This is a genomic window from Bacteroides sp. RCH18 (assembly GCF_058231005.1).
The window spans coordinates 2,016,913-2,039,941 of record NZ_JBIPTC010000002.1; the positions used below are offsets into that span (position 1 = coordinate 2,016,913).

Sequence of the window (23,029 nt, forward strand, 5' to 3'; positions counted from 1 at the left end):
ATGAAAAAGAAATATGATATAAAGACTACGGATGTTGAAACACTGAAAAAGTGGTACCATCTGATGACATTAGGGCGTGCTTTGGACGAGAAGGCGCCGTCTTACCAGCTGCAATCCTTGGGTTGGTCATACCATGCTCCTTATGCGGGGCATGATGGTATCCAACTGGCTGTCGGTCAGGTTTTCACATTGGGAGAAGATTTCCTGTTCCCTTATTACAGAGATATGCTGACTGTGCTTTCTGCAGGAATGACTGCGGAAGAGATTATATTGAATGGCATTTCGAAAGCAACCGATCCCGGTAGCGGCGGACGTCATATGTCGAATCACTTCGCCAAACCGGAATGGCATATTGAAAATATATCTTCTGCTACCGGAACGCATGACCTTCATGCGGCAGGTGTAGCAAGAGCAATGGTATATTATGGGCATAAAGGAGTAGCAATCACTTCGCACGGAGAATCTGCTACTTCCGAAGGCTTTGTTTACGAGGCTATCAATGGAGCTAGTCTGGAACGTCTTCCAGTGATTTTCGTTATACAGGATAACGGATATGGCATCTCTGTTCCTAAATCCGAGCAGACTGCCAATCGTAAAGTAGCTGAGAACTTCTCCGGTTTCAAGAATCTGAAGATTATCTACTGCAATGGAAAAGATGTGTTCGATTCCATGAATGCCATGACTGAGGCACGCGAATATGCGATCAGTACCCGTAATCCTGTGATTGTACAGGCTAACTGCGTTCGTATCGGTTCTCATTCCAATTCGGATAAACATACACTTTATCGGGACGAAAACGAACTGGAATATGTGAAAGAAGCTGATCCGCTAATGAAGTTCCGGCGGATGTTGCTGCGCTATAAGCGCTTGACAGAAGAGGAACTGCTGCAAATTGAAACTGAATCAAAGAAGGAACTATCTGCTGCCAACCGCAAGGCGCTGGCTGCCCCTGAACCTGATCCTAAAAGCATTTACGATTTTGTGATGCCCGAACCTTATCAGCCGCAAAAATACAAAGAAGGTACTCATCAGGAAGAAGGAGAGAAGACTTTCCTGGTCAATGCAATTAATGAAACATTGAAAGCGGAATTCCGCCATAATCCGGATACCTTTATCTGGGGGCAAGATGTGGCTAACAGAGAAAAAGGCGGGGTCTTTAATGTGACCAAAGGCATGCAGCAGGAATTTGGCGAGGCGCGTGTATTCAGCGCACCGATTGCCGAAGATTATATTGTAGGTACAGCCAATGGTATGAGCCGCTTTGACCCTAAAATCCATGTAGTGATAGAAGGAGCTGAGTTTGCAGACTACTTCTGGCCTGCCGTAGAACAGTATGTGGAGTGTACTCATGAATATTGGCGCAGTAACGGTAAGTTTGCTCCGAATATCACTTTACGGCTTGCTTCCGGAGGATATATCGGTGGTGGATTATATCATTCTCAAAATATAGAGGGGGCTCTGACAACGTTGCCGGGTGCACGTATTGTCTGTCCTTCTTTTGCAGATGATGCAGCCGGATTGTTACGAACCAGTATGCGTTCAAAGGGATTTACCTTGTTTTTGGAACCGAAAGCTCTATATAATTCGGTAGAAGCAGCAGCTGTTGTTCCGGAAGATTTTGAGGTTCCTTTCGGAAAGGCACGTATTCGTCGTGAAGGAACGGATTTGAGCATTATTACTTATGGCAATACGACCCATTTCTGCCTGCACGTAGCAGAGCAACTGGAAAAAGAAAGTGGCTGGAAAGTCGAAGTGATCGATATTCGTTCATTGATACCATTAGATCAGGAGGCGATTTTCGAATCGGTGAAAAAGACCAGTAAAGCATTGGTTGTTCACGAAGACAAGGTGTTCTCCGGTTTCGGTGCGGAACTTGCGGCTATGATCGGAACGGATATGTTCCGTTATCTGGATGGTCCGGTGCAGCGTGTCGGATCTACATTTACTCCTGTCGGTTTCAATCCGATTCTGGAAAAAGAGATATTGCCGGATGAGGCGAAGATCTATGAGGCAGCTAAAAAGCTATTGGAATATTAATGGAATAAAATGGAGGTATAGTATATGAAGAAGATTGGTTTGTTTTATGCCACCAAAGCTGATAAGACTACTTGGGTGGCAGAGAAAATTCAGAAAGAATTTGGAAAAGATAAGATAGAAGTGGTGCCTATTGAGCAGGCATGGCAAAATGATTTTGCAGCTTACGATTGTTTTATAGTAGGTGCTTCGACCTGGTTTGACGGAGAACTTCCTACCTATTGGGATGAGTTATTGCCGGAACTTCGTACATTGGATTTGAAAGGGAAAAAAGTAGCTATCTTCGGGTTAGGAGATCAGATACGTTATCCCGAAAACTTTGCTGACGGAATCGGGTTACTTGCCGAGGTATTTGAAGGAGACGGGGCTACACTGGTCGGTTTTACTTCTTCCGAAGGATACACTTTCGAACGTTCCAGAGCGTTGCGTGGTGATCGGTGGTGCGGTTTGGTCGTCGATTTGGATAATCAATCCGAGCAAGCGGAAAAGAGAATCAGGGAATGGTGTGAACAGGTAAAGAATGAGTTTGATTCAAAACCTTAATACTTTATATCTGTTTCCCAGTAACATAACAGAAGGAATATTATACCATACCATTCTTTTCATTAAAGGATGGTATGTACCAGATGCTCATCTCGTACGCTACCGGATGTGCATCTGGTGTATAACAAGATGAGCATGCCGTACAGTACGAGATGAGCATCTCGTACATCTTATCTCTACCACAAATATATGCTGTCTTTTAAAGATACGTGGTCTGTGTCTTCTTGAAACAGATAAGGAAGATTAATGCTTAATATGTGAACTTCACTGCTGCCCAGCGGTTTTTCTCCTTATGATGTACGAAGGTCAGTCCATTCTTTTCTGCTTCCCGGCGGATGAAAGGGATGTCGTCCACATAAAACCCACTCATATAAAGTTCCGATCCCGGGTGCATGCAGGCAACATATTGCTTCATGTCGTTCAATAAGATATTCCGGTTTATATTAGCGATGATGATATCAAAGGGTCCTTTGCCAATAAGCGATGAGGCATCTCCTTGTAAAACGGCGATGTCGTCTACGTGATTTAATTCAATGTTCTCAATGGAGTTTCGTACACACCATTCGTCGATGTCGATAGCGGTACATGGGCGTGCTCCCCGCATGCGGGCGAGAATTGCTAAGATCGAAGTTCCACAGCCCATATCCAGAAGTGATTTATCTTTCAACTCATTGTCCAGTAACTCTCCGATAATGAGGCTTGTCGTTTCATGATGTCCCGTGCCGAAAGCCATTTGCGGATTGATAACGATATCATAAGTTGCTTGGGGTACATCTTTATGGAAGGTACTATGGATAACACATCGGTTGTCGATCACAATCGGCTGAAAGAAATTCTTTTCCCATTCTTCGTTCCAGTCTTTGTCTTCCGCTTCAACGTACGTATAGGAGATTTCCGTATCAGGCAGTGGGAAGTCGGCTATTGCATCTTTTATTGTATTTTCATCGCATAATGCCTGTTGTATGTATGCAGTCAGTCCGCCTTCGCTTTCGACAAAACTTTCAAATCCGGCCTCGCCTAATACGGCAGCCAGTACGTCATTTACTGTTTCTGTGCATGGACTTGTATGGAATGTGAACTCAAAATACTTCATAGTTGTTTTTAATTTGGTGAATCTTTTGCAAAGATAGTCAGAAATAGGGATTTCCCTATTATCCTTTGGGGAAAATCTCCCTAGAGTGGCGAATCTCTTCCTTATCTTTGTAATGTGAATAAGTTTAAGTAATTACATAAACCGAGATGATATGAAAAAGATTGTTTATTTCTTGCTAATTGCTTTATGCCTCCCTATAGGCTTGATGGCACAAAGCGTTGATGACGACCTTTATTTCGTACCTTCTAAAGACAAAAAGGAGAAGAAAGAAACGACTCCGGAAAAGAAGGAACCGAAAAGACAAGTCACGACCAACATCTATACATCACCGGGCACTACCGTTGTAGTTCAGGACCGCAAGGGAAAAACACGGGATGTGGATGAATATAACCGCCGTTATGACGCTCGTGAGAATGAATTCGTAATGGAAAACGATACCTTATATATAAAAGAGAAAGCTCAGCCAGACTTGGAAGGAGAATGGGTAACCGGTGAATTTGATGGTTCGCAAGAGGACTATGAATATGCCGAACGTATTATCCGTTTCCGTAATCCACGTTTTGCTATCAGCATTAGCAGCCCACTCTATTGGGACGTAGTTTACGGACCTAATTCATGGAACTGGAATGTATATACCGATGGCATGTACGCTTATGCTTTCCCGACATTTAGTAATCCGCTTTGGTGGGATTGGCGTTACAACTCCTACGGTTGGGGATGGAACTATGGCTGGGGCTGGAATCGTCCTTACTATGGCTGGGGATATTACCCGGGTTCATGGGGCGGCTGGTATGGTGGCTACTGGGGTGGCTTCTATGGCGGCGGTTATTGGGGACATCATCACCACTGGGGTGGTGGTCCTAGCTGGGGCTGGGGCGGTGGAGGAAGACCCTACGGGCGTACTGTGCTGAATGCTAATAATCGTTCACGTTATAGTAGTTCTGGTTCCTTCAATTCATCACGTGGTACAGGTTCTCGTTCCTCATATCAAGGTACACATACAAGGGCAACTTCTGGTCGGGTAGTAGGAACTCGTAATGGAGAAGGGGCATCTTACATTCGTTCAAGTTCGCGCTCAACATCACGTTCACAAGGAGTGCAATCTTCACGTACAGAAGGTACACGAGGAGGTACATACACTCGTCCTAGCAGCACGCGTAGTTATACTCGTACTTCTACTACGGGTTCTAACAGTAGTTCTAGAACGAATACAAACTCTGCTCCTAATCGTAGTAGGTCGACATATTCCCGTACAGGTTCTACCACGCGTAGTAGTTCAACTTATTCCCGTGGAAGTTCAACTTCTCCATCACGTAGCTATGATAGTGGAAGTTCTAGTCGCTCTTCTTCTACGTATACTCCTTCCCGCAGTAGTAGTTCTTCTTCATATACTCCGAGCAGCAGTTCTTCTCGTAGCAGTGGAGGAAGTTATTCTGGTGGTTCATCTTCATCATCGCGTTCATCAGGCGGTGGTAGTAGCAGAAGTAGTAGAAGATAATATATTATTAAAAAGATATAGTTATGAAAAATATATATAGAATAATCGTATTCGGTACATTCTTGCTTGGAATAGGCGGCATGTTGAATGCTCAAACTACCATTTATGATGCAAACCGTTTAATGGGGAGCGATCTAAACGGGACGGCGCGCTTTGTTGGCATGGGTGGGGCGATGGGAGCTCTAGGTGGTGATATCTCAACAATGGGAACTAATCCTGCTGGCATCGGTATTTATCGAAGTAATGATGTGATGGTATCTTTTGGCTTTGTTAATGTCGGATCTAAAGATGCGGGTGGATCTAGTATTGATAAATTTCATGGGTCATTTGATAATGCAGGCTTTATATTTACCAATAAGATTGGAAATTCAACTCCTTTACGTTATGTTAACTTTGGATTCAATTATCACCGTACAAAATCATTTGATAAGAATATGGTAATGAATGGTGTTTTTGGGCAGTCTCAAACTACTTTTATGGCAGATTTGCTGAATTTCTATGATGGTGAGTTTTCGCCTGTAACGGTAGAAAGTATAAAAGCAGCAGGGGCTTATGAAAACCCAGATATCCCATGGCTTGGTATACTAGGATATGATTCGCAATTGGTGCGTCCCGGTTATATTAAAGAAGAAGGTAAGGAAGATGTATTTGATGGTTATGATCCTTATTTGCATCCTGGTGATAAAGTGAGACAAGCTTATACTGCCCGTGAGAGAGGAGGATTACATTCATACGATTTTAATGTTTCATTCAACTTGTATGATCGCTTCTATCTAGGTGCTACGATTGGTGCATATAGTTTAGATTATAAACGTACAAGCCTTTATAAAGAAGATTTCATAGGGGCGGATGGCAATGATTATGGTGGTTATGATTTAGGAAATGACTATTGGACAAGTGGTGGTGGTGTTGATTTTAAAGTTGGATTTATTTGGCGTCCTATTGAATCTTCTTCTTTTCGTATCGGAGGTGCTATACATACGCCGACTTTCTATTCTATAACAGAACATAATCATGCATATATTGCTTATGATTTAGCTGTAGAAGATTTAAAACCAGGCTCTGCGGAAATTGTCAACCGTAATGGAAATCCGATGGATGGTGAATATGAGTATCGTTTGGTTACTCCATGGAAATTTAATCTGAGCACAGGATATACTTTTGGTTCTGTTGCAGCTTTCGGAGTAGAGTATGAATATAGTAACTATTCTTCTGCAAAATTAAAGGATGTGGATGGGATTACTTTGGAGCAAACTGATGATATAAAGTCAATGATGAAAGGGGTTCATACATTTCGTGCGGGAGTCGAGTTTAAGTTGGCTCCGGAATTTGCTTTTCGTTTAGGATATAATCATATCACAGCATCGATGAAACCGGAAGCATATAAGTGGATTCAAAGTAACTCCATTCGTACTGACACAGAATATTCCAATTTGGGTGCAACTAATAAATATACATTAGGATTTGGATATCGTGGATCAACTTTTTATGCAGATATGGCATATCAATATAATACTTATAAAGAAAGTTTTTATGCATTTGATAATTTGGATTTAAGAGCTACGGAGATAACCAATAATAATCATAAAGTGCTTCTTACAGTTGGTATGCGTTTTTAATTAGAAACTGTTTTCAATTTCAATAATAACTTTTGTGTGTTAGAGTCCCTGGAATGCTGAGTGTCTACAGCGGTTCCAGGGATTTCTTTATTATCTTTTCATTTAATGCAAAAGAAGGTTCATTCTGTTTTGGATATTGTAATTTTGTTAGCCGATATAATTATTCTTTTTGTTTAAAGAAAAAAAACTACTTATTTTCTTGTTATTTAAAATAAATTCATATTTTTGTAATCGTAGTCAGAACCAAACTATGAAATATTGACGTCCTCTCTACACACAGACAATTTTTATTAACCTTAAAAGAGCAGTATTATGTTTAAACCACTCAAATCAGTAAGTGTGCTGTTGCTCTTGTTTGCCATGCCGGCAGCAATTTCCTATGCAGCCTCTGAGAATGGAGCAACAAGTGTGAGTGTCACACAGCAAAACGGTACGTGTAAAGGTGTAGTAAAAGACAAGGCAGGTGAAGCGGTTATTGGAGCTTCAGTTGTAGTCAAGGGTACTACAAATGGTGTAATTACCGACTTGGACGGTAATTTTGTTCTTTCCAATGTTCCTGATGGAGCAACGATTCAAATCTCTTATGTAGGTTATACCCCACAGGAAGTGAAGTTCACGGGTAAACCTTTAGACATTACCTTACAGGAAGATACGCAGACACTCGATGAAGTTGTAGTGACAGCTTTGGGGATTAAGCGTCAGAAAAGGTCCCTCGGCTATTCTACAACGACAGTAGGAGGAAAAGATTTCACGGAAGCTCGTACAACGAACATTGGTAACGCACTTTCCGGTAAGATTGCCGGTGTTTCCGTTTCCGGAAATGCAACAGGTCCGGGTGGTAGTAGCCGTGTCGTAATTCGTGGTAATGCTTCTTTGACGGGAAACAACCAGCCGCTTTATGTTATCGACGGTGTTCCGTTTGATAATACTAATATCGGTAGTGCAGGTCAATGGGGAGGTAAAGATATGGGCGATGGTTTGTCAAGTATCAATCCGGATGATATTGCAGATATTCAGGTGTTGAAAGGTGCTGCTGCATCTGCTCTTTATGGATATCGTGGTGGTAACGGTGCTATCTTGATTACTACTAAATCCGGTCAGAAAGGAAAACCGGTCTCCGTTGAATTCAACAATAACCTGGCTTTTGATGTGATTTATGATTACCGAGATTTCCAGAATGTCTACGGGCAAGGAACTCAGGGTAACCGTCCGCTTTCTGCAGATGTGGCAAAAGCAACGGAAACATCCAGCTGGGGTGAAGTAATGGATGGAAAAAAAGCAGTAAACTTCTTGGGTAACGAATATGCTTATTCTCCGGTAGATAACTGGAAGAACTTCTATCGTACGGGGATTAACAATACGACAACCTTGGCAGTAAGTGGTGCTTCCGATAAGATATCCTATCGTTTTGGTGTTTCCAATATGGCGGTAAAGGGGATACTTCCCAATTCCAGCATCAGTCAGCAAGGTATTAATATGAATACGACTTATGACATTTCTTCAAAAGTTCATTTAATGGTGAATGCCAACTACGTATTCGACAAGAATAAAGGTCGTTCTAACTTGTCCGATGGTAACAGTAACACGAATGCCGCACTTCTTTATCATGCCAATTCATTTGATATCCGTTGGATGGAACGTGAAAATCCGGATTGTGACTGGGGTACCGGTGCTGACGGCAAAGAGTTGTTAGGCGGTACGAACGGTTATTTCAATAATCCGTATTGGTTGCAGTACAGGGTTACTAATGAAACCAACCGTAATCGTCTGACTGGTGGTATGACTTTGAAGTATGATATCTTTGACTGGTTATACATTCAGGGTGCTGTGACACGTGACGGTTATAATCTGGAATATTCCGAAGTGAAGCCAATCGGTTCCGCTTCTCCGGAAGATCCACGCGGTTATATAAAGGAATACACTCAGAACTTCTCTGAAATGAACCTGAACTATTTGATCGGATTCAATAAGACATTCGGAGACTGGAGTGTCGGTGCTACTTTCGGTGGAAACCGTCAGAGAAATATTACAAAGAAATACGGTCTGGATGATAAGGCCTCTTCATTCTTTGTGCCCGATTTTTATTCAAGTAGCAACACTGCGAAGCATGTGTATAAGAAAGAATATACAGAATATCGGGTAAATTCAATCTATGGTACTGCAGACCTTGGTTATAAGAATCAGGTATTCTTAAATTTAACCGGACGTAATGACTGGTTCTCTACACTGGACCCGGATAATAATCATTATTTCTATCCTTCTATCGGTATGTCATGGGTATTTAGTGATACATTCAAGACTCCTGACTGGTTTACTTTCGGAAAGGTGCGTGCATCTTATGCAGCTGCATCCAACGGAACCAAAGCATATCAGAATCTTCTTACCTATAAAGTAGATAATTACCAATCGAACGGACAGCCTGTAGTAACGATCAATAACTCGACCGTACCTAACAAAGGACTGAAACCGGTTCAGATTTCCGAATGGGAAATTGGTTTGAATCTCTCTTTCTTGGATAATCGCCTGTCATTGGATGCTGCATATTATGTAAAAACAACCAAAGATGATATCGTGCAGGTAACCACCAGTGGTGCGTCCGGTTTTGAATCAGCTATCCAGAATGTCGGAGAAATCAGAAATAATGGTGTGGAAGTAATGGTGAATGCCGTTCCTGTTCATACAAAGGACTTTAACTGGAATTCTACATTCAATATCGCTTATAACAGCAGTGATGTGAAATACCTGGGAATAGACGGAACGGGAGAAAAGATAAAGAGACTTACTCTTGACGGAGCCAATTCACGTGTAGGTAGTGTTTCTGTTCAGAATATCTTGGGGCATCCTTATGGTGAATTAGTAGGTTATGAATACAAACGTACTTCGGATGGACAAGTTATTTTTGAAAACGGTCTTCCTGTACACTCAGACGAGGTACAGGTATTAGGAAACGGCGTTTATAAGGTAACCGGTGGATGGCGCAATGAGTTTACTTACAAAAACATAACTCTTTCTTTCCTGATTGACTTCAAGGCAGGAGCTAAGATGTTCTCCGGAACCAATCTGTCTCTTTACAGCAACGGTCTGCACAAGAATACTTTGCAGGGACGTGGTGCTGACGGTAAAGGAACAATGGTGGGCAATGGTGTAATGTCTGATGGTAAGGGGGGCTATGTGAAGAATACCGTAGCCGTTTCTGCACAAGACTACTGGCAGGCTATTACCAGTCAGAATATTGCTGAAGAGTTTGTTTATAATGCGAGTTTTATAAAACTGCGCGAACTGTCAGTCGGATATACTTTGCCGCAGGCATGGTTGAATAAGCAGACACTTATAAAGGGGGTAACCCTTTCTTTAGTCGGTCGTAACCTTTGGACTATATTGAAGCATACGGATAATATTGATCCGGAATCTGCTTATAATAACGGTAATGCTCAAGGTCTGGAATTGAACGGATATCCTGCCACGAGAAATGTGGGATTCAATGTAAATGTTAAGTTCTAACATCTTAAATACTGTAACAATGAAAAAGTTTACTTTATATATATTGACGGCTTTTGGTCTGATGGGATTAGCGACGAGCTGTAATGACTTTGGGGATGTGAATAACGACCCTATGAACCTGAATCCCGGAGTGGTGGATTATAAAATGGAATTTACTCAGGTTGAAGCACAGATATGTGGCTCCGACTGGGACGTGTGGCGTAATGGCTGTATCTACACAGCCAACATGATACAGCATACGGCTAGTGTAGATTGGGCGTATGGAGTTTTCTATACATGGAACGATCAGTATAGTGGTGCTTATTGGGGAGGATTCTATTCCGGTGGGCGTGCAGCTATTCGCAATATTATAGATGTGATGAATAATTGGGAAGGAAATCCCGCTTATGCGAATGAATATCAGATGTGCCGCATTCTGAAAGCATATATGTTCCAGAATATGACTGACCTTTATGGAGACGTTCCTTATTCTGAAGCAGGGCAGGGGTATTCTACCAATCCGATTCCGTATCCTAAATATGATACACAAGAAGCAATCTATAATGACCTGTTGAAAGAACTCGATGAAGCACAAGCTGCATTAAGCACTTCTGCCGGTAATACGATAGGGGCTGCCGACGTTATCTATAACGGTGATGCTGCGAAATGGAAGAAATTTGCAAACTCACTGATGCTCCGGGTAGCCATGCGCTTGACCAAAGTAGCTCCTGATAAAGCGAAAACATGGGTAGCTAAAGCGGTTTCGAATGGCTTGTTCGTAAGCAACGATGATAATGCAATCGTCAGACATACCAATGGTTCACCAAGCGATGACTCTGCCGAACCTTACGGAAAAGTATTTTCCAGTCTGGATACTCAGGCGTTCTATATCAGCGAAACATTTATAAACATCCTTCAGGACGATCCTCGTCTTCCTCTGATTGCTACAGTTTGTACCAGAGATCCTAAACCGGGATGGGGAGATGCCGATTTTGATTTAGGTGACAACACGGCTGCTAAGCAGAAAGGTATGCCGGTTGGTTATGATGTGTCAGGAGGAGACTGGGATTTGAGTAAAGCTCCGGGATATCCGGGAGAAAATTGGAGAAAAGCATATTCTGTTCCTAACCGTACAGTTTATGCACGCCCGGATTCACCCTCTATGCTTGTCACTCATGCCGGTAACTTGTTATTATTGGCTGATGCAGTGAAACGTGGACTCTATACAGGAGATGCAGAAAAATTTTATAGAGATGGAGTAACTGCTGCCATGAAACAATTCTCCTATTATGAGAAAGCCTCAGCTACGATTACAGATGATGCGATAACTGCCTATCTGAATGCTAATCCATTGGATGCTGATACGGAAAAAGCGCTGGAACAGATTAATACGGAATATTATATTCATACGTTCTGTAATGAGTATGAAGCTTTTGCAAATTGGCGTCGTACCGGATATCCTAAATTAACCCCGTCTCGAAATGCAGCCAGCTATCCTAACAATGTGACAAATGGAGAGATTCCTCGTCGTTTCATTTATCCGGCAAGCGAGATAACGGCTAATCCTGTTAATTACAACGATGCAGTAAAGAGACTCAGCGACGGTGATAAGATGACATCACGTGTATGGTGGGATAAAAAATAATACGCTATAAATAAGTCGGTCGATTCCTAGGAGCTGACCGGCCTTATATAGTTTTTAGGTATAAATAAAAAACGGGATTCATCATGAATCCCGTTCTTTTATTTATATAATCTGCAAGATTGCCTTTAAGTGCAATCTTCTTATCTGTACAATGGAACATTGCCATCAATAATACCTCCGAATCTTTTTGATAATCTGACAGAAAGTGTGCTTCCGGCTTTTAAATCAAGATCTTCCACTGCACTGATCTTCTGAGTGACTCCTCCAACAGTGATCGTTCCTATTTCTTCTCCGGCACTGATCTTTTGCGGGAGAACATTGGTAGTAATGCCTTCGGATACTTTCTTTACTTCGATATTCTCTGACAGCGCATTTTCGTTGATTTCAATGATACCGTTCAATAAATCCTGCGTACCTTCATTTTTCAGGCTGAGCTCAACTTTAGCTTCGCCTTCATACGGACGATCGTTCTCATCAAGTATAATAACCGGTACGGTCATTCGTTTGAATTTCAGCGATACATTCTGGCTGCCCGGAGTTGCTTCCGCTGTTCCGAACAAGTGCTCCTGGCCTCCTTTTAAATAGCGTTTGTTACCGCCTGATCTGGTAGCGGCTTCGTCTGTCAATGCAGGATAGTGGGCGTAGAAGGTTACTGTGCCTGTGGCAGTTCCTATTTCGTTCCATGCGCGGCTGTCTTTGCCAACAATAAACGGAGTATAGTCCTGACCGGAGGCAGCCATGGAGATAACTTCTCCTGTAGTGATGCTGTTTCTGGCAGGGAACAGATCATTGCTGGTACAGGTGAGCGGGTCAGAGAGAGCGTCGTCGATAGAGATAGAGAAGTTGGTTGCTTCTTTACTTGTTTCTTGCAGTTCATCCTGTTGCTGACAACTGAACAAACATCCTGCGGCTAGAAGAATCAAAAAGTTTTTTCTTTTCATTTTACTAAGTATTAGTGAGTTTAAGTGAGATTAGATGCTAATATTCTACTTTGTCTTCTTTGGACATCCAGGCTTCGAAGGCTGTAATGGCTTCGTTGTGCAATAATACTTCCGAGGGAAGTTTTCTGTCGGCAGGTTTTAAAGCCAGCTCATCATAAATAAAGGAATCGTCGAAACCGATGTTTTTGGCATCCGTCTTATTGTTCCCATAATACATTTTGTCTAGTCGTGCCCAATAGATGGCACCCAGACACATCGGGCAAGGTTCGCATGAAGTATAGATTTCGTATCCGCTGAGGTTGAATGTTCCCAGTTTCGCGGCTGCGGCACGTATGGCGCTAACTTCGGCATGAGCAGTGGGATCACATGAAGAGGTTACTCTGTTGACTCCTGTAGCTATAATTTCCCCTTCTTTTGTTGCAATGACAGCTCCGAACGGGCCTCCACCATTAGCAACATTTTCCTTCGAAAGCTCTATTGCTTTCCTCATTAGTTCTTCTTTGGTCATAGTTATAAAAAATAAATATCGTTAGTTTTGCTTTTATTGCTACCTTTCGCAAATATAAAGAAAACTAACGATAGAATATAGTGATTAAATTATTTTAAGAAACAAACGAGGGAGCTTTATCTTAGAGCTTCCCTAATATTTTGTCCATTACCCAGTTAGTCAAGGTAGCACTTTCTCCGTCGCATGAGCAGACTGACTTACCGAGCAGATGATCTACTACTGCCTGAATAAGAGGTTGTTGAACATGCTCAGGATTACCGATACAGATTTCCTCCCGGCCGCGTTCGGTGTGCAGACCAATTGGCTCGTACGTAAAGACAGAGAAGCAGATCATACCTTTATCTCCGATAATTTCGATGCGGTCTTCGCGGGCGGAATCATGGGCGACAAAGCACCATGAACCACTGCCGACCAATCCGTTGTCGAACTGGAAGCAGGCGCTCAGCGTATCTTCGGCAGGATAAAGCCCTCCGCGATTGCTCTTATATCCGCTGGCTTCGAGGATGCAGCCGAACATATCTTGCAGCAGGTCGATCTGATGCGGGGCGAGGTCATAGAAGTAACCGCCACCGGCAATATCAGCCTGTACACGCCAAGGAAGATTTTCACGGTTGTAATCCAAATCACGTGGCGGCTGTGCAAAGCGGACTTGTACGTTGATGACATTACCGATAGAACCGTTCTCTACCATTTCTTTCACTTTCTGAAAGTAGGGGAGATAGCGGCGGTAATATGCGACGAAACAGGGAACACCCGTTTCCTTAGAAATACGGTTGATACGTGTACACTCCTCATAAGTGACAGCCATTGGTTTTTCAATATAGGCAGGCTTGCCTGCTTTCATAGCCATAATGGCGTAGGTAGCGTGTGAAGAAGGAGGAGTGGCGATATAAATGGCATTTACTTCCGGATCGTCTATCAGTTCCTGAGCGTCATCATACCATTTCCTGATTCCTCTTTCTTTTGCGTAAGCCTTTGCTTTTGCGCCGTCGCGGCTCATTACAGCTACTACTTCAGAATGTTCTACCTTTTGAAAGGCGGGGCCACTTTTGGTTTTGGTTACTTCTCCGCAGCCGATGAAACCCCATTTAATCATCTTTTCACTCATAATATACCTATTGTGCTTGTTTTAACAACTCCCAAAGATAAAGCTATTTTTTATTAAGAACAACTTTATTGATTGTTAACTGTCAGAAATAGGTAAGGGTCTGAGTATTTACTTTACCAGTACCAGCATACACCGAAAGAGAACGGATAAAGTTCGGGACCTTTGTTCTTCTCAAAGAGGCCGTAGGTGGAGTAACGCATATACACGCCTAAATCTGCATAACCGGCTTGTGCAAGTAAGTTGATACCTAGCGGGCGCCCGTTCAGTCCCTTGTCAATCGTCTTCTTCGATCCATTGACTTTGGCTTTGGATCTGAATCCGTGACGTATTTCGGCTTCGGGACCTACAGCAAAAAACAAAGGACCTTTGCCGTTGAGCCGTGTTTGCCATTCGATAGAGAGCGGAATGCGGAAGTAGAAATAGCGCAGACGGCTTTTGCTGTACTCTGTAGGTTCTTCTGCCTCCATGCCGGAGTAAATTTCAGTCACTCCGTCTATTTCACGAAAAGCATAATTGCCGTCCAGGCGCATACTGCGGTATCCCCATCCTAGTCCGATGGTGATCCCCCAGTTATAGGTAGGTGCAAAGGCGTGCGAACCGGTAAACAGATTGCCGCCTATCTCCCATGAATGACTGGTGTTGAGGTCGGCACCGTTCGACGGATTGAATGAGAGGAAGTCATTGGACAGTCGGGTGTAGCCGATGTAGAATCCGCCGGCATGTGGCTCGAACCTGTTTCTCTTGTTGTTTTTTTTCGAGAAGGGGAGAGCGCTCAGCACGGTACGGCTTTCCGTACTCTGCCCGTTCAGGTAGACTCCTTCGAAGATTTGCGCGTTTGTTATCGTATCTCCGCCGGATGCGCTTTCGTAGAGTTTCACTTTAATCTTGTCGCCTTGTTCCTTGATCACGATCTTCCGTCCGTTGACGTAAAGTGTTGTATCCTGCGGTGTACTTTCATTTTGTGCCATTCCGCTCATTGGAGCTATCATGAGCCATAGTAATAATAGTTTTTTCATATCAGTATTTCTTTATCTGTTTTTTTATTCTTTCTTCATGAACAACATGGTGATCAGGTCGTCGGCATCCAGTTCTCCTTCGATATAGATAAGGGTAGCCGAATCTTTCTTTCCGGTTTTGAAGAGGATAAAGCGGTTCACATCCTCCTTGAGCTGGGGAAGCTGGTAATAGCCGGACTTGATTTGCCCGTTGGAAACCACTTCTTTCACCTTCTTTGCTTTCTTCTTGTCGGCTTCCAGGCAACGGAGAATCGTAGGTAGTGCATCACTGGCATCCTTGAACACAAGACTTTTATAGAGAGTCATCTGGTAAGTTTCCAGCATTTCATTGGATAGCTCTACCATAGTTACCCCTTTTTGCTTTCCGTACTTCTGAAAGACGGTAGCAATCTGTAGTCCCTGTTGGGCGGCCGCATGGGCGGCGAATGTAAGTAACAGGGCGATTAGTGTGGTACGAATGATTTTATTCATCATAATTATATGCTGTTTTTATATTATTCATCAAATAAAGTAGCGAACACTTCCTCCTCGCTGAGGCTGACGTCACGGAAGGCGACCATCGCCTGTTCGCGGATTAAATGAACGTCCGTATATTCCTTACCGTCAATGATTACATAGTTGGCCGGTGCAGGGGAGAGATGACGGTAGATACCGGAGATGCCTACGAGTAGCAGGATGGCGGCAGCGGCAGCACCGAGACTGTAAGTCAGATACTGTCTGATCGTTTTTGTCTTTTTCTCGAATGGGGCGAGTTCCGGCATTTCGACGGCATTACCTATACCGGAGATTTCCGGAAGTTCCTTCTGTTCCGCTTCGAAGAAAGCGAACATCGGGCGATATACCTCCAGATGTTCCGGTACAAGTCCTTCGGCAAAGAAACGTCGTAGCCTGCGCTCTTCTTCGCAAGTGGTTTCTCCTTCGAAATATTTGTTTAGCAAGGTTTCTATATCTTTCATGCTTTGTTCCTCCTTTTTCGTTCTTGTATCGTTTGCAAATAGACGTCCCTTACTTTCTTCCGGGCCCTCGACAGATTACTGCGGATGGCTTCCGCATTGCAGCCGGTGATTTCGGCAATCTCTTCCGTCTCGTACTCTTCGATGTCTTTCATGCGGATAATCGTTCGTTGCAGCGTAGGCAGGGAGTCGATAATTTCCCGCATCAGTCTGAACTCATCTTTCTCTTCCAGCAGTCGCTCCGGAGTAGCCGAAGGGGTGGGAGCCTGTACACGGTCGAGTGATAGAGTGTCCGGTCGCTTGGCACGCCACATATCCATGCAGAGATGATGCGTCATGGTCATGGCTACGGCTTCGATGCTTCTGTACTCGTCTAGCTTCTGGCGCAGATTCCACAGCTTCAGCATGACTTCCTGTACGGCATCTTCCGCATCCGAAGGATCATCTGTCATCCTTCGGGCGTAGTTCAGCAGCTTGTCTCGAAGGGGCACAACGGTTATTTTAAATTGTTTCAGTTCCATTTACACTGATAAGACGGTGGCGGATTAAAAACGTGACATCGAAAAGGGAATTTTTTTCAAAAGTAGAGCAAATTTTTGTCAAGAGCAACTTTATTGATTGTTAACTCTTGGGAACTGTCCGGAAACAGAGCTTCTGTTTGGGGAGAACAAAGCATCGGTTTATGGATAACAAAGCATCTAATTAGTCATAACAAAGCATCTAATTTTCATAAGATACTATGTTAAGTATAGTAACAACCAAGGTAAAACGGACTAAGATCGGGGGTAAAATGAGCAAAAAGCAGGGAAAAAGACTGATTTTCATTCATTGTAACAAAAAGAAAGGAGGGAACTGCGATTCCCTCCTTTACGTGTAGTTTAACTGAAACTACTTTATGATTACGTTGACAAAGATACGACATTCAAATGCGAAAGTCAAGTCTTCAGCGTATTATTTTTATCTATTTATCACCATAGTATTTCCGGTAAATCTTTTGATACTCTTTTTCTTTTTGGAATTTATCCAGCCATGTATTCAAACTATCGAGCAATGCGGGTGATTGCTTACTGACTGCCCATGAGTAGAATTGAGTAAAGCTGATTGCGGTATTGATATCTACCTGAGGCAATGAATCTGCCACTGCACGGGCAATGCTTTCATCACAGACGGCATAATCGATATCTCCATGAGCAACTAACGAAATCAACTGCTCTGAACCGTATTTCTCTATTTCCTTTATATAAATAGTATCTCCGATTTCATTTCCCAGATTCTGAATACGTAGAATAGAAGGCGAGCCTTTTACCACATGAAGTGTCTTTTGGGCAAGGTCCAATTGGTTTCGGATATAAAGTGAATCATTCTCCCCGTTCGCTTTTCGTTGCACCAGCACCTGCTTGTTGAGTATGATGGGGGAGGTGAGAAGCAGAGAATCTTTCAGTTCGCTGGTTGCCAGTATTCCGTATGCTATAACATCGTAGCGTCCGTCGCTTAATCCTCTCAGCCGTTCGTCGAAGCTCATGACAGGAGTGATTTCAGTTTTCAGCCCCTTGTCACGTGCGAACGCTTCTATCAGTTCATAATGGAATCCGGAGACAGTGTCACTGTCTACATAAAAACTGATTGAATTATATTCGGTGGCTACATGCAGGATGCCTTCTTTGGCGATGGCTGCGTAATCACGCGGATGCCCCAGAGGTTTTTCTTGTTTACCGCAATAGCGGACAGAGAAGATAAGTGCCAATACAATGACTACCGGCAACAGATATCTGAATAGTCTCAATTTCGGGCGCGTTTTCATAAGCCATAGAGGTTTTGTTAATCATAGAAGTTCCATGAAAGTCCGAATTTCAGCACACGTGGGTTAATGGGGTAATGAGGTGCCAGGAAGTAATTAGGTTTGCTCATTCCCTGATTGACGTGATACATCATCACATAGAAACGGGTACGTTTCAAGTGTAAGTTAGCATAAACATTCACTATCGGATAACCGCCTATTTCTACTTTACCTTCTTCCGGTTGCAGGTAGAACTGCTGTGTAGCAGGCATATAGGCCGGAGCATCATATTTAGTGAAGTAACGTACATCAGCACCTAATTGTACACTCAATACTTTTTTCGCCAGCTTGAACTGCATATAGAAGTTATGATACAGCGAAAGTTCCGGTAATGGAAGTACAGCCTGATCACTGGATTTCTGCCAGATTACTTCATTGTCCAGATGGAAGATTCCCACTTTGAAATCCTGATTGAAGCAAGCTGATACTACCTGCAAGCTACCACCTTTTTGTTCCGGTAATGCCTGCTGGTTGAAGTAAGTATAGTTCTTTATGTTTTCAACGCCGGCTCTTAAGCGGGTCCCCCAATTGGCTATGCTCAGCTCGCCTTCGATACGGGTGCGGAATTCCTTATCCATATCATCATCCCACCAAAAATGTTTGGAATGGTAATGACGCATGTAGAATGGAGCAAGTTTATTACTGATTTCTCCGCGTGCAATCACACTGACAGTATCTTTCCATAAAGGGATATTTAAGTCGATATCTCCTTTGACATCAAACTGTCCGATAGCCTTTCCTGCCATTCCCACTTCACCGATTGCGTGATAATGAAGAAAGTTTCCCTGTTTTTTAGTCAGTTCGCCACCGATATAGATTTCTGTCTCATTGTATTTATCCTGCTTTAGCGGGTCTAGGCTCATTAATGAATATTTGCTCAGCTTATGTGAGGCAAAGGCTGTCAATCCGGCTTTTGCATATTTGTTGAAGCCTTCGAGCAAAGCAATACCTATGGTATTCTTGACTCCGATATAGACAGTACTGTCTCTGACGAATGTATTCTCTTTATCAAGGAGAGTTTGCTTGTAATAGTTTTCTACATTATCATCCGAACGGAAATTATGGCGCGAACGTTCTACTTGAATGGTATGTATAAAGCTGGTGACCGGAACAAATTCCTGTTTGGCAGGCATCGTATCATTTTCTGCCTGTGGAATATCCCGGTGGAATCCCAGATTATAGCGTTGTGTCAGAAAGACATAGAAGTCATGATTACGGTTGGCACTGGCATTGAGTACGGTAGGGATATTGACAGATTCATATTCTTTTCTTCCTTCTGCCATTTCTTCCGGTGCGGTAATGTATCGGTCGTCAGTGATACCACCGTTCTCATTCGTTTTCAGATAGTTGTTGCTATAGATTCCCTGCACCTGATAGCGGTCGCCAATGTAACTACCGAAAAGCGCGGCATTAAAATAAGAAGTGTTTTGATTATTATAGTAGCCTCGGCCATACAGATAATCAATATTAAAGCCGAAAGCCAACTTCTTGTTTACATTGACTGAAAAATAAGATTTGAAACGTTCTTCTCCATTTTGCTTATTTCCGGCCTTGTGATAGGTCAGGTTAGTATAAGGAACATTACTGTTCGTAAAGTTAAATTCCGTCGGGCGAATGAAAAAGCTGGAGAAAGACTCCATAAAGATGGTTGGCTCCGGATAACGGCGCTCAAAGAAGATACGCGACAGACGCGGTGAACCTAAGTTGGCCAGATAATTATAATGTCCGGTGATTCCTTCTGTAAGATTCGTATTCTGAAAGTGATGGTAAGTTGTATCTGCCGGAATCATTGTCCGGTCGCCTAATTGGTTCTTGATACGCCACATATATAGTGTAGGCGGCAGTCCCTGTACTTCAACATTGGCACTATCCAGTTTGTCCGGAATCATGGCAGGGTCTACCTGATTACCATATTGGTCGCGTCCGTTCTCGTCGATTTGCTGGCGGGCAGGGTTGAGCTGCGCATGGATAGCACTCAGTCCTATAACGGAGAATAATATATATAATAGTAAGATTCGTCTCATAATTGGAGGCAAAGATACTTACTTAAATTGAGAATTGAGAATTGAGAATTGAAAATTATGTTGCATCGCGCTATTATCTAGCAAATAATTCTCAATTCTCAATTTTAAACTCTTAATTTATTAAACTTCGTGGATTAATTCCATTCCTTTTTTGATCGCTTCCTCGTTCATAGGAATCAAGTGGTGATGGCGTTCCGGAAGAGTTTTCTTCAATCCTTTGATGACGTTTTCCAGAGTTACGATAGGACGGAGTTGCAGTAACCCGCCAAGTACGATCATATTGAAGGCTTTCGCATTATTCATTTCGTTGGCAGCATCCATTGCGTCGATGCGATATACTTTGATATCCTTGCGGGTAGGAGGGTTGATAATCCCATATCCGTCATAGATCAGGATACCGCCCGGCTTTACTCTGCTTTCAAACTTTTCCAGTGAAGGCTGGTTCAGTATGATCGCCGTATCATATTTACTTAGGATCGGTGAAGAGATTTTGTCATCGCTGACAATCACTGTCACATTGGCTGTTCCGCCTCGTTGTTCAGGACCGTATGCCGGCATCCAGCTCACTTCTTTTCCTTCCATCAGTCCGGAATAAGCAAGGATTTTACCCATAGACAATACGCCTTGTCCGCCGAATCCAGCAATAATTATTTCTTCTTTCATTGTTCTGTTGACTTTTGCGTTATTCTTTATCTTTTAAATCACCCAGCGGATAGAATGGGAACATATGTTCCTCCATCCATTTATTTGATTTTTCCGGAGTCATCTTCCAGCCGGAGCTACAAGTTGATACGATTTCTACCAGATTGGAACCTTTGCCGTTCATCGAATTTTCGAATGCCTTGCGTATTGCTTTCTTGGCTTTGCGGATGGCGGGCACTGATTGTACCGACTGACGCGTAACATAAGCAGTTCCTTCCAGTTGGGCGGCAATCTCGGTAATCTTCAATGGATAGCCGTGTAGTTCGACATCACGTCCGTAAGGACAAGTAGAACTCTTCATGCCTACCAGAGTCGTCGGAGCCATTTGTCCACCGGTCATACCGTAGATAGCGTTATTGATAAAGATAATGGTAATGTTTTCGCCACGGTTCAGTGCGTGGATTGTTTCGGCGGTACCGATACAGGCCAGGTCACCGTCCCCCTGATAAGTGAAAACGAGACGGTCGGGCCATAAGCGTTTGATAGCCGTAGCTACTGCAGGTGCACGTCCGTGAGCGGCTTCCTGCCAGTCTATATCCAGATAGTTGTAGGCGAAAACTGCACATCCTACCGGAGAGACTCCCACCGTTTTTTCTTCCATGCCCATTTCCTCAATGACTTCGGCAACGAGCTTGTGTACCACGCCGTGACTGCAACCCGGGCAGTAGTGCATGGCATTATCATTCATCAGAGTCGGTTTTTTATAAACCAGATTCTCAGGTTTGATTATTTCTTCTTTAGTCATAACTTCTTCTCCTTATCTGTTGGTGAACCGTATAAAAAACTCCATCAGCTTGACAAAGATTGCCGCGCCGCATACGTAGATAAACATTTTAAAATCTTCCTTTCCTACTACAAAGTAGACAATGATAGCGGCAAGTGCCAATATCATGAAAAGGATGTTCAATACGTTTCTTATTTTATCGGGATTCATCGTCGTTTCGTTATTTGATTATTTTTTCTTCCAGAGCAGTTACAATTTCATCCGGATCGGGAACAATACCGCCGAGACGTCCGAAATGTTCTACTTTTACTTTACCATTGACAGCCAGGCGGACATCTTCAATCATCTGTCCGGCATTCAATTCTGTAACGAGCATACCTTTCACTTTGTCAGCGTAAGCGGCAATGGCTTTGGTCGGGAACGGCCACAAAGTGATGGGGCGAAGAATACCTACTTTGATTCCTTTTTCGCGGGCGAGTTCCATTGCTTTCTGACCGATACGTGCCATGGAACCGAAAGCTACGATCAGATATTCTGCATCTTCGCAGTTGATTTCTTCGAAGCGTACTTCGTTTTCCTCAATCTGTTTGTATTTAGCCTGGAAACGGATGTTGTTGATTTCCATTGCTTCCGGCTTCAGTTCGAGTGAAGTAATAATATTCGGTTTACGACCTTTCGCTTTTCCGGTAGCAGCCCACGGACATTGTTCGATAACTTCTGCATCGGTGCGGCGTGGCTTCTGTGCAGGAAGAACTACTTTTTCCATCATCTGTCCGATTACACCGTCGGCAAGGATGATAGCCGGGTTACGGTATTTGAAAGCAAGCTCGAATCCCAGTGCCACGAAGTCCGCCATTTCTTGTACGGACGCCGGAGCGAGGGCAATCAGCCTGTAGTCACCGTGGCCGCCTCCTTTTACTGTCTGGAAGTAGTCTGCCTGACTCGGCTGGATGGTTCCCAATCCCGGGCCGCCGCGCATTACGTTTACAATCAGACAAGGAAGTTCGGCACCTGCGATGTAGGAGATACCTTCCTGTTTCAGACTCACGCCGGGACTTGAGGAAGAGGTCAATACCATCTTTCCACTACCTGCGCCTCCATATACCATATTGATAGCTGCCACTTCACTTTCTGCCTGGAGAACTACCATGCCGGTTGTTTCCCACGGTTTCAGTTCGGCAAGCGTTTCCAGTACTTCCGATTGGGGAGTAATAGGATATCCGAAGTATCCGTCCGCACCGCAACGGATAGCTGCGTGGGCGATGGCTTCGTTTCCTTTCATTAATACAACTTCTTCTGCCATA

General features: G+C 43.4%; 20 protein-coding genes. 6 read left to right on the top strand and 14 right to left on the bottom strand.

Features of this window, described 5'->3' with window-relative positions; genetic code table 11:
• Together ACHLI0_RS23085 and ACHLI0_RS23090 are read left to right on the top strand one after the other, a co-directional pair.
• Positions 1–2,037, top strand: a complete 2,037-nt coding sequence (locus ACHLI0_RS23085) for an alpha-ketoacid dehydrogenase subunit alpha/beta (RefSeq protein ID WP_258972692.1) — start codon at positions 1–3, stop codon at positions 2,035–2,037.
• Positions 2,038–2,061: 24 nt separating this feature from the next.
• Positions 2,062–2,577, top strand: coding sequence for a flavodoxin (locus ACHLI0_RS23090; protein WP_048692262.1), 516 nt, complete (start codon positions 2,062–2,064; stop codon positions 2,575–2,577).
• A gap of 250 nt (positions 2,578–2,827) precedes the next feature.
• On the opposite strand, the gene prmA is transcribed toward ACHLI0_RS23090, so the two are convergent.
• Positions 2,828–3,670 (bottom strand): 50S ribosomal protein L11 methyltransferase, encoded by an 843-nt coding sequence (prmA, locus tag ACHLI0_RS23095; protein WP_258972693.1) that lies wholly within the window; start codon positions 3,668–3,670, stop codon positions 2,828–2,830.
• A gap of 151 nt (positions 3,671–3,821) precedes the next feature.
• Between prmA and ACHLI0_RS23100 the strand changes: the two genes are divergently transcribed.
• From ACHLI0_RS23100 to ACHLI0_RS23115, 4 genes are all read left to right on the top strand, one after another.
• A complete protein-coding gene (locus tag ACHLI0_RS23100; RefSeq protein ID WP_234118599.1) occupies positions 3,822–5,168 on the top strand; it encodes a hypothetical protein in 1,347 nt (448 codons plus the stop codon).
• Positions 5,169–5,191: 23 nt separating this feature from the next.
• A complete protein-coding gene (locus ACHLI0_RS23105; protein WP_490750116.1) occupies positions 5,192–6,787 on the top strand; it encodes a hypothetical protein in 1,596 nt (531 codons plus the stop codon).
• Between the two features lie 312 nt (positions 6,788–7,099).
• Positions 7,100–10,288 carry a SusC/RagA family TonB-linked outer membrane protein gene (locus ACHLI0_RS23110; protein WP_008766148.1) on the top strand — a complete coding sequence of 1,063 codons (3,189 nt, stop codon included), beginning with the start codon at positions 7,100–7,102 and terminating at the stop codon, positions 10,286–10,288.
• A gap of 19 nt (positions 10,289–10,307) precedes the next feature.
• On the top strand, positions 10,308–11,912 hold the full coding sequence (locus tag ACHLI0_RS23115) for a SusD/RagB family nutrient-binding outer membrane lipoprotein (RefSeq protein WP_055217394.1): 1,605 nt from the start codon (positions 10,308–10,310) through the stop codon (positions 11,910–11,912).
• Positions 11,913–12,052: 140 nt separating this feature from the next.
• Here ACHLI0_RS23115 and ACHLI0_RS23120 read toward each other — a convergent pair whose 3' ends face one another.
• From ACHLI0_RS23120 to ACHLI0_RS23180, 13 genes are all read right to left on the bottom strand, one after another.
• Positions 12,053–12,853: a fimbrillin family protein gene (locus ACHLI0_RS23120; protein ID WP_490750117.1), complete on the bottom strand. Its 801-nt coding sequence runs from the start codon at positions 12,851–12,853 to the stop codon at positions 12,053–12,055.
• A gap of 37 nt (positions 12,854–12,890) precedes the next feature.
• Positions 12,891–13,361 carry a nucleoside deaminase gene (locus ACHLI0_RS23125; RefSeq protein WP_008760614.1) on the bottom strand — a complete coding sequence of 157 codons (471 nt, stop codon included), beginning with the start codon at positions 13,359–13,361 and terminating at the stop codon, positions 12,891–12,893.
• A gap of 121 nt (positions 13,362–13,482) precedes the next feature.
• Entirely contained in the window at positions 13,483–14,469 is a 987-nt protein-coding gene (locus ACHLI0_RS23130; RefSeq protein ID WP_008760615.1) for a Gfo/Idh/MocA family protein, read from the bottom strand.
• 113 nt (positions 14,470–14,582) lie between these two features.
• The gene (locus tag ACHLI0_RS23135) at positions 14,583–15,485 is read right to left on the bottom strand and encodes a hypothetical protein (protein WP_008766144.1); all 903 of its coding nucleotides are present in this window, start codon (positions 15,483–15,485) and stop codon (positions 14,583–14,585) included.
• 24 nt (positions 15,486–15,509) lie between these two features.
• A complete protein-coding gene (locus ACHLI0_RS23140) occupies positions 15,510–15,956 on the bottom strand; it encodes a DUF6108 family protein (RefSeq protein ID WP_032841026.1) in 447 nt (148 codons plus the stop codon).
• A gap of 23 nt (positions 15,957–15,979) precedes the next feature.
• The gene (locus ACHLI0_RS23145) at positions 15,980–16,441 is read right to left on the bottom strand and encodes a PG0215 family putative anti-sigma factor (RefSeq protein WP_490750118.1); all 462 of its coding nucleotides are present in this window, start codon (positions 16,439–16,441) and stop codon (positions 15,980–15,982) included.
• A complete protein-coding gene (locus tag ACHLI0_RS23150) occupies positions 16,438–16,959 on the bottom strand; it encodes an RNA polymerase sigma factor (RefSeq protein ID WP_234118595.1) in 522 nt (173 codons plus the stop codon). Before ACHLI0_RS23150 ends, ACHLI0_RS23145 begins: the two co-directional genes overlap by 4 nt.
• Before the next feature lie 440 nt (positions 16,960–17,399).
• A complete protein-coding gene (locus ACHLI0_RS23155) occupies positions 17,400–18,239 on the bottom strand; it encodes a transporter substrate-binding domain-containing protein (RefSeq protein ID WP_008766141.1) in 840 nt (279 codons plus the stop codon).
• Between the two features lie 17 nt (positions 18,240–18,256).
• Positions 18,257–20,299, bottom strand: coding sequence for a putative porin (locus tag ACHLI0_RS23160; protein WP_234118594.1), 2,043 nt, complete (start codon positions 20,297–20,299; stop codon positions 18,257–18,259).
• A 120-nt stretch (positions 20,300–20,419) separates the two neighbouring features.
• Entirely contained in the window at positions 20,420–20,962 is a 543-nt protein-coding gene (locus ACHLI0_RS23165) for a 2-oxoacid:ferredoxin oxidoreductase subunit gamma family protein (protein WP_008760622.1), read from the bottom strand.
• Between the two features lie 19 nt (positions 20,963–20,981).
• Positions 20,982–21,746: a thiamine pyrophosphate-dependent enzyme gene (locus ACHLI0_RS23170; RefSeq protein ID WP_008760623.1), complete on the bottom strand. Its 765-nt coding sequence runs from the start codon at positions 21,744–21,746 to the stop codon at positions 20,982–20,984.
• Positions 21,747–21,758: 12 nt separating this feature from the next.
• On the bottom strand, positions 21,759–21,935 hold the full coding sequence (locus ACHLI0_RS23175) for a hypothetical protein (protein WP_008760624.1): 177 nt from the start codon (positions 21,933–21,935) through the stop codon (positions 21,759–21,761).
• 10 nt (positions 21,936–21,945) lie between these two features.
• On the bottom strand, positions 21,946–23,028 hold the full coding sequence (locus ACHLI0_RS23180) for a 3-methyl-2-oxobutanoate dehydrogenase subunit VorB (RefSeq protein ID WP_118337164.1): 1,083 nt from the start codon (positions 23,026–23,028) through the stop codon (positions 21,946–21,948).
• Position 23,029: the final 1 nt, after the last annotated feature.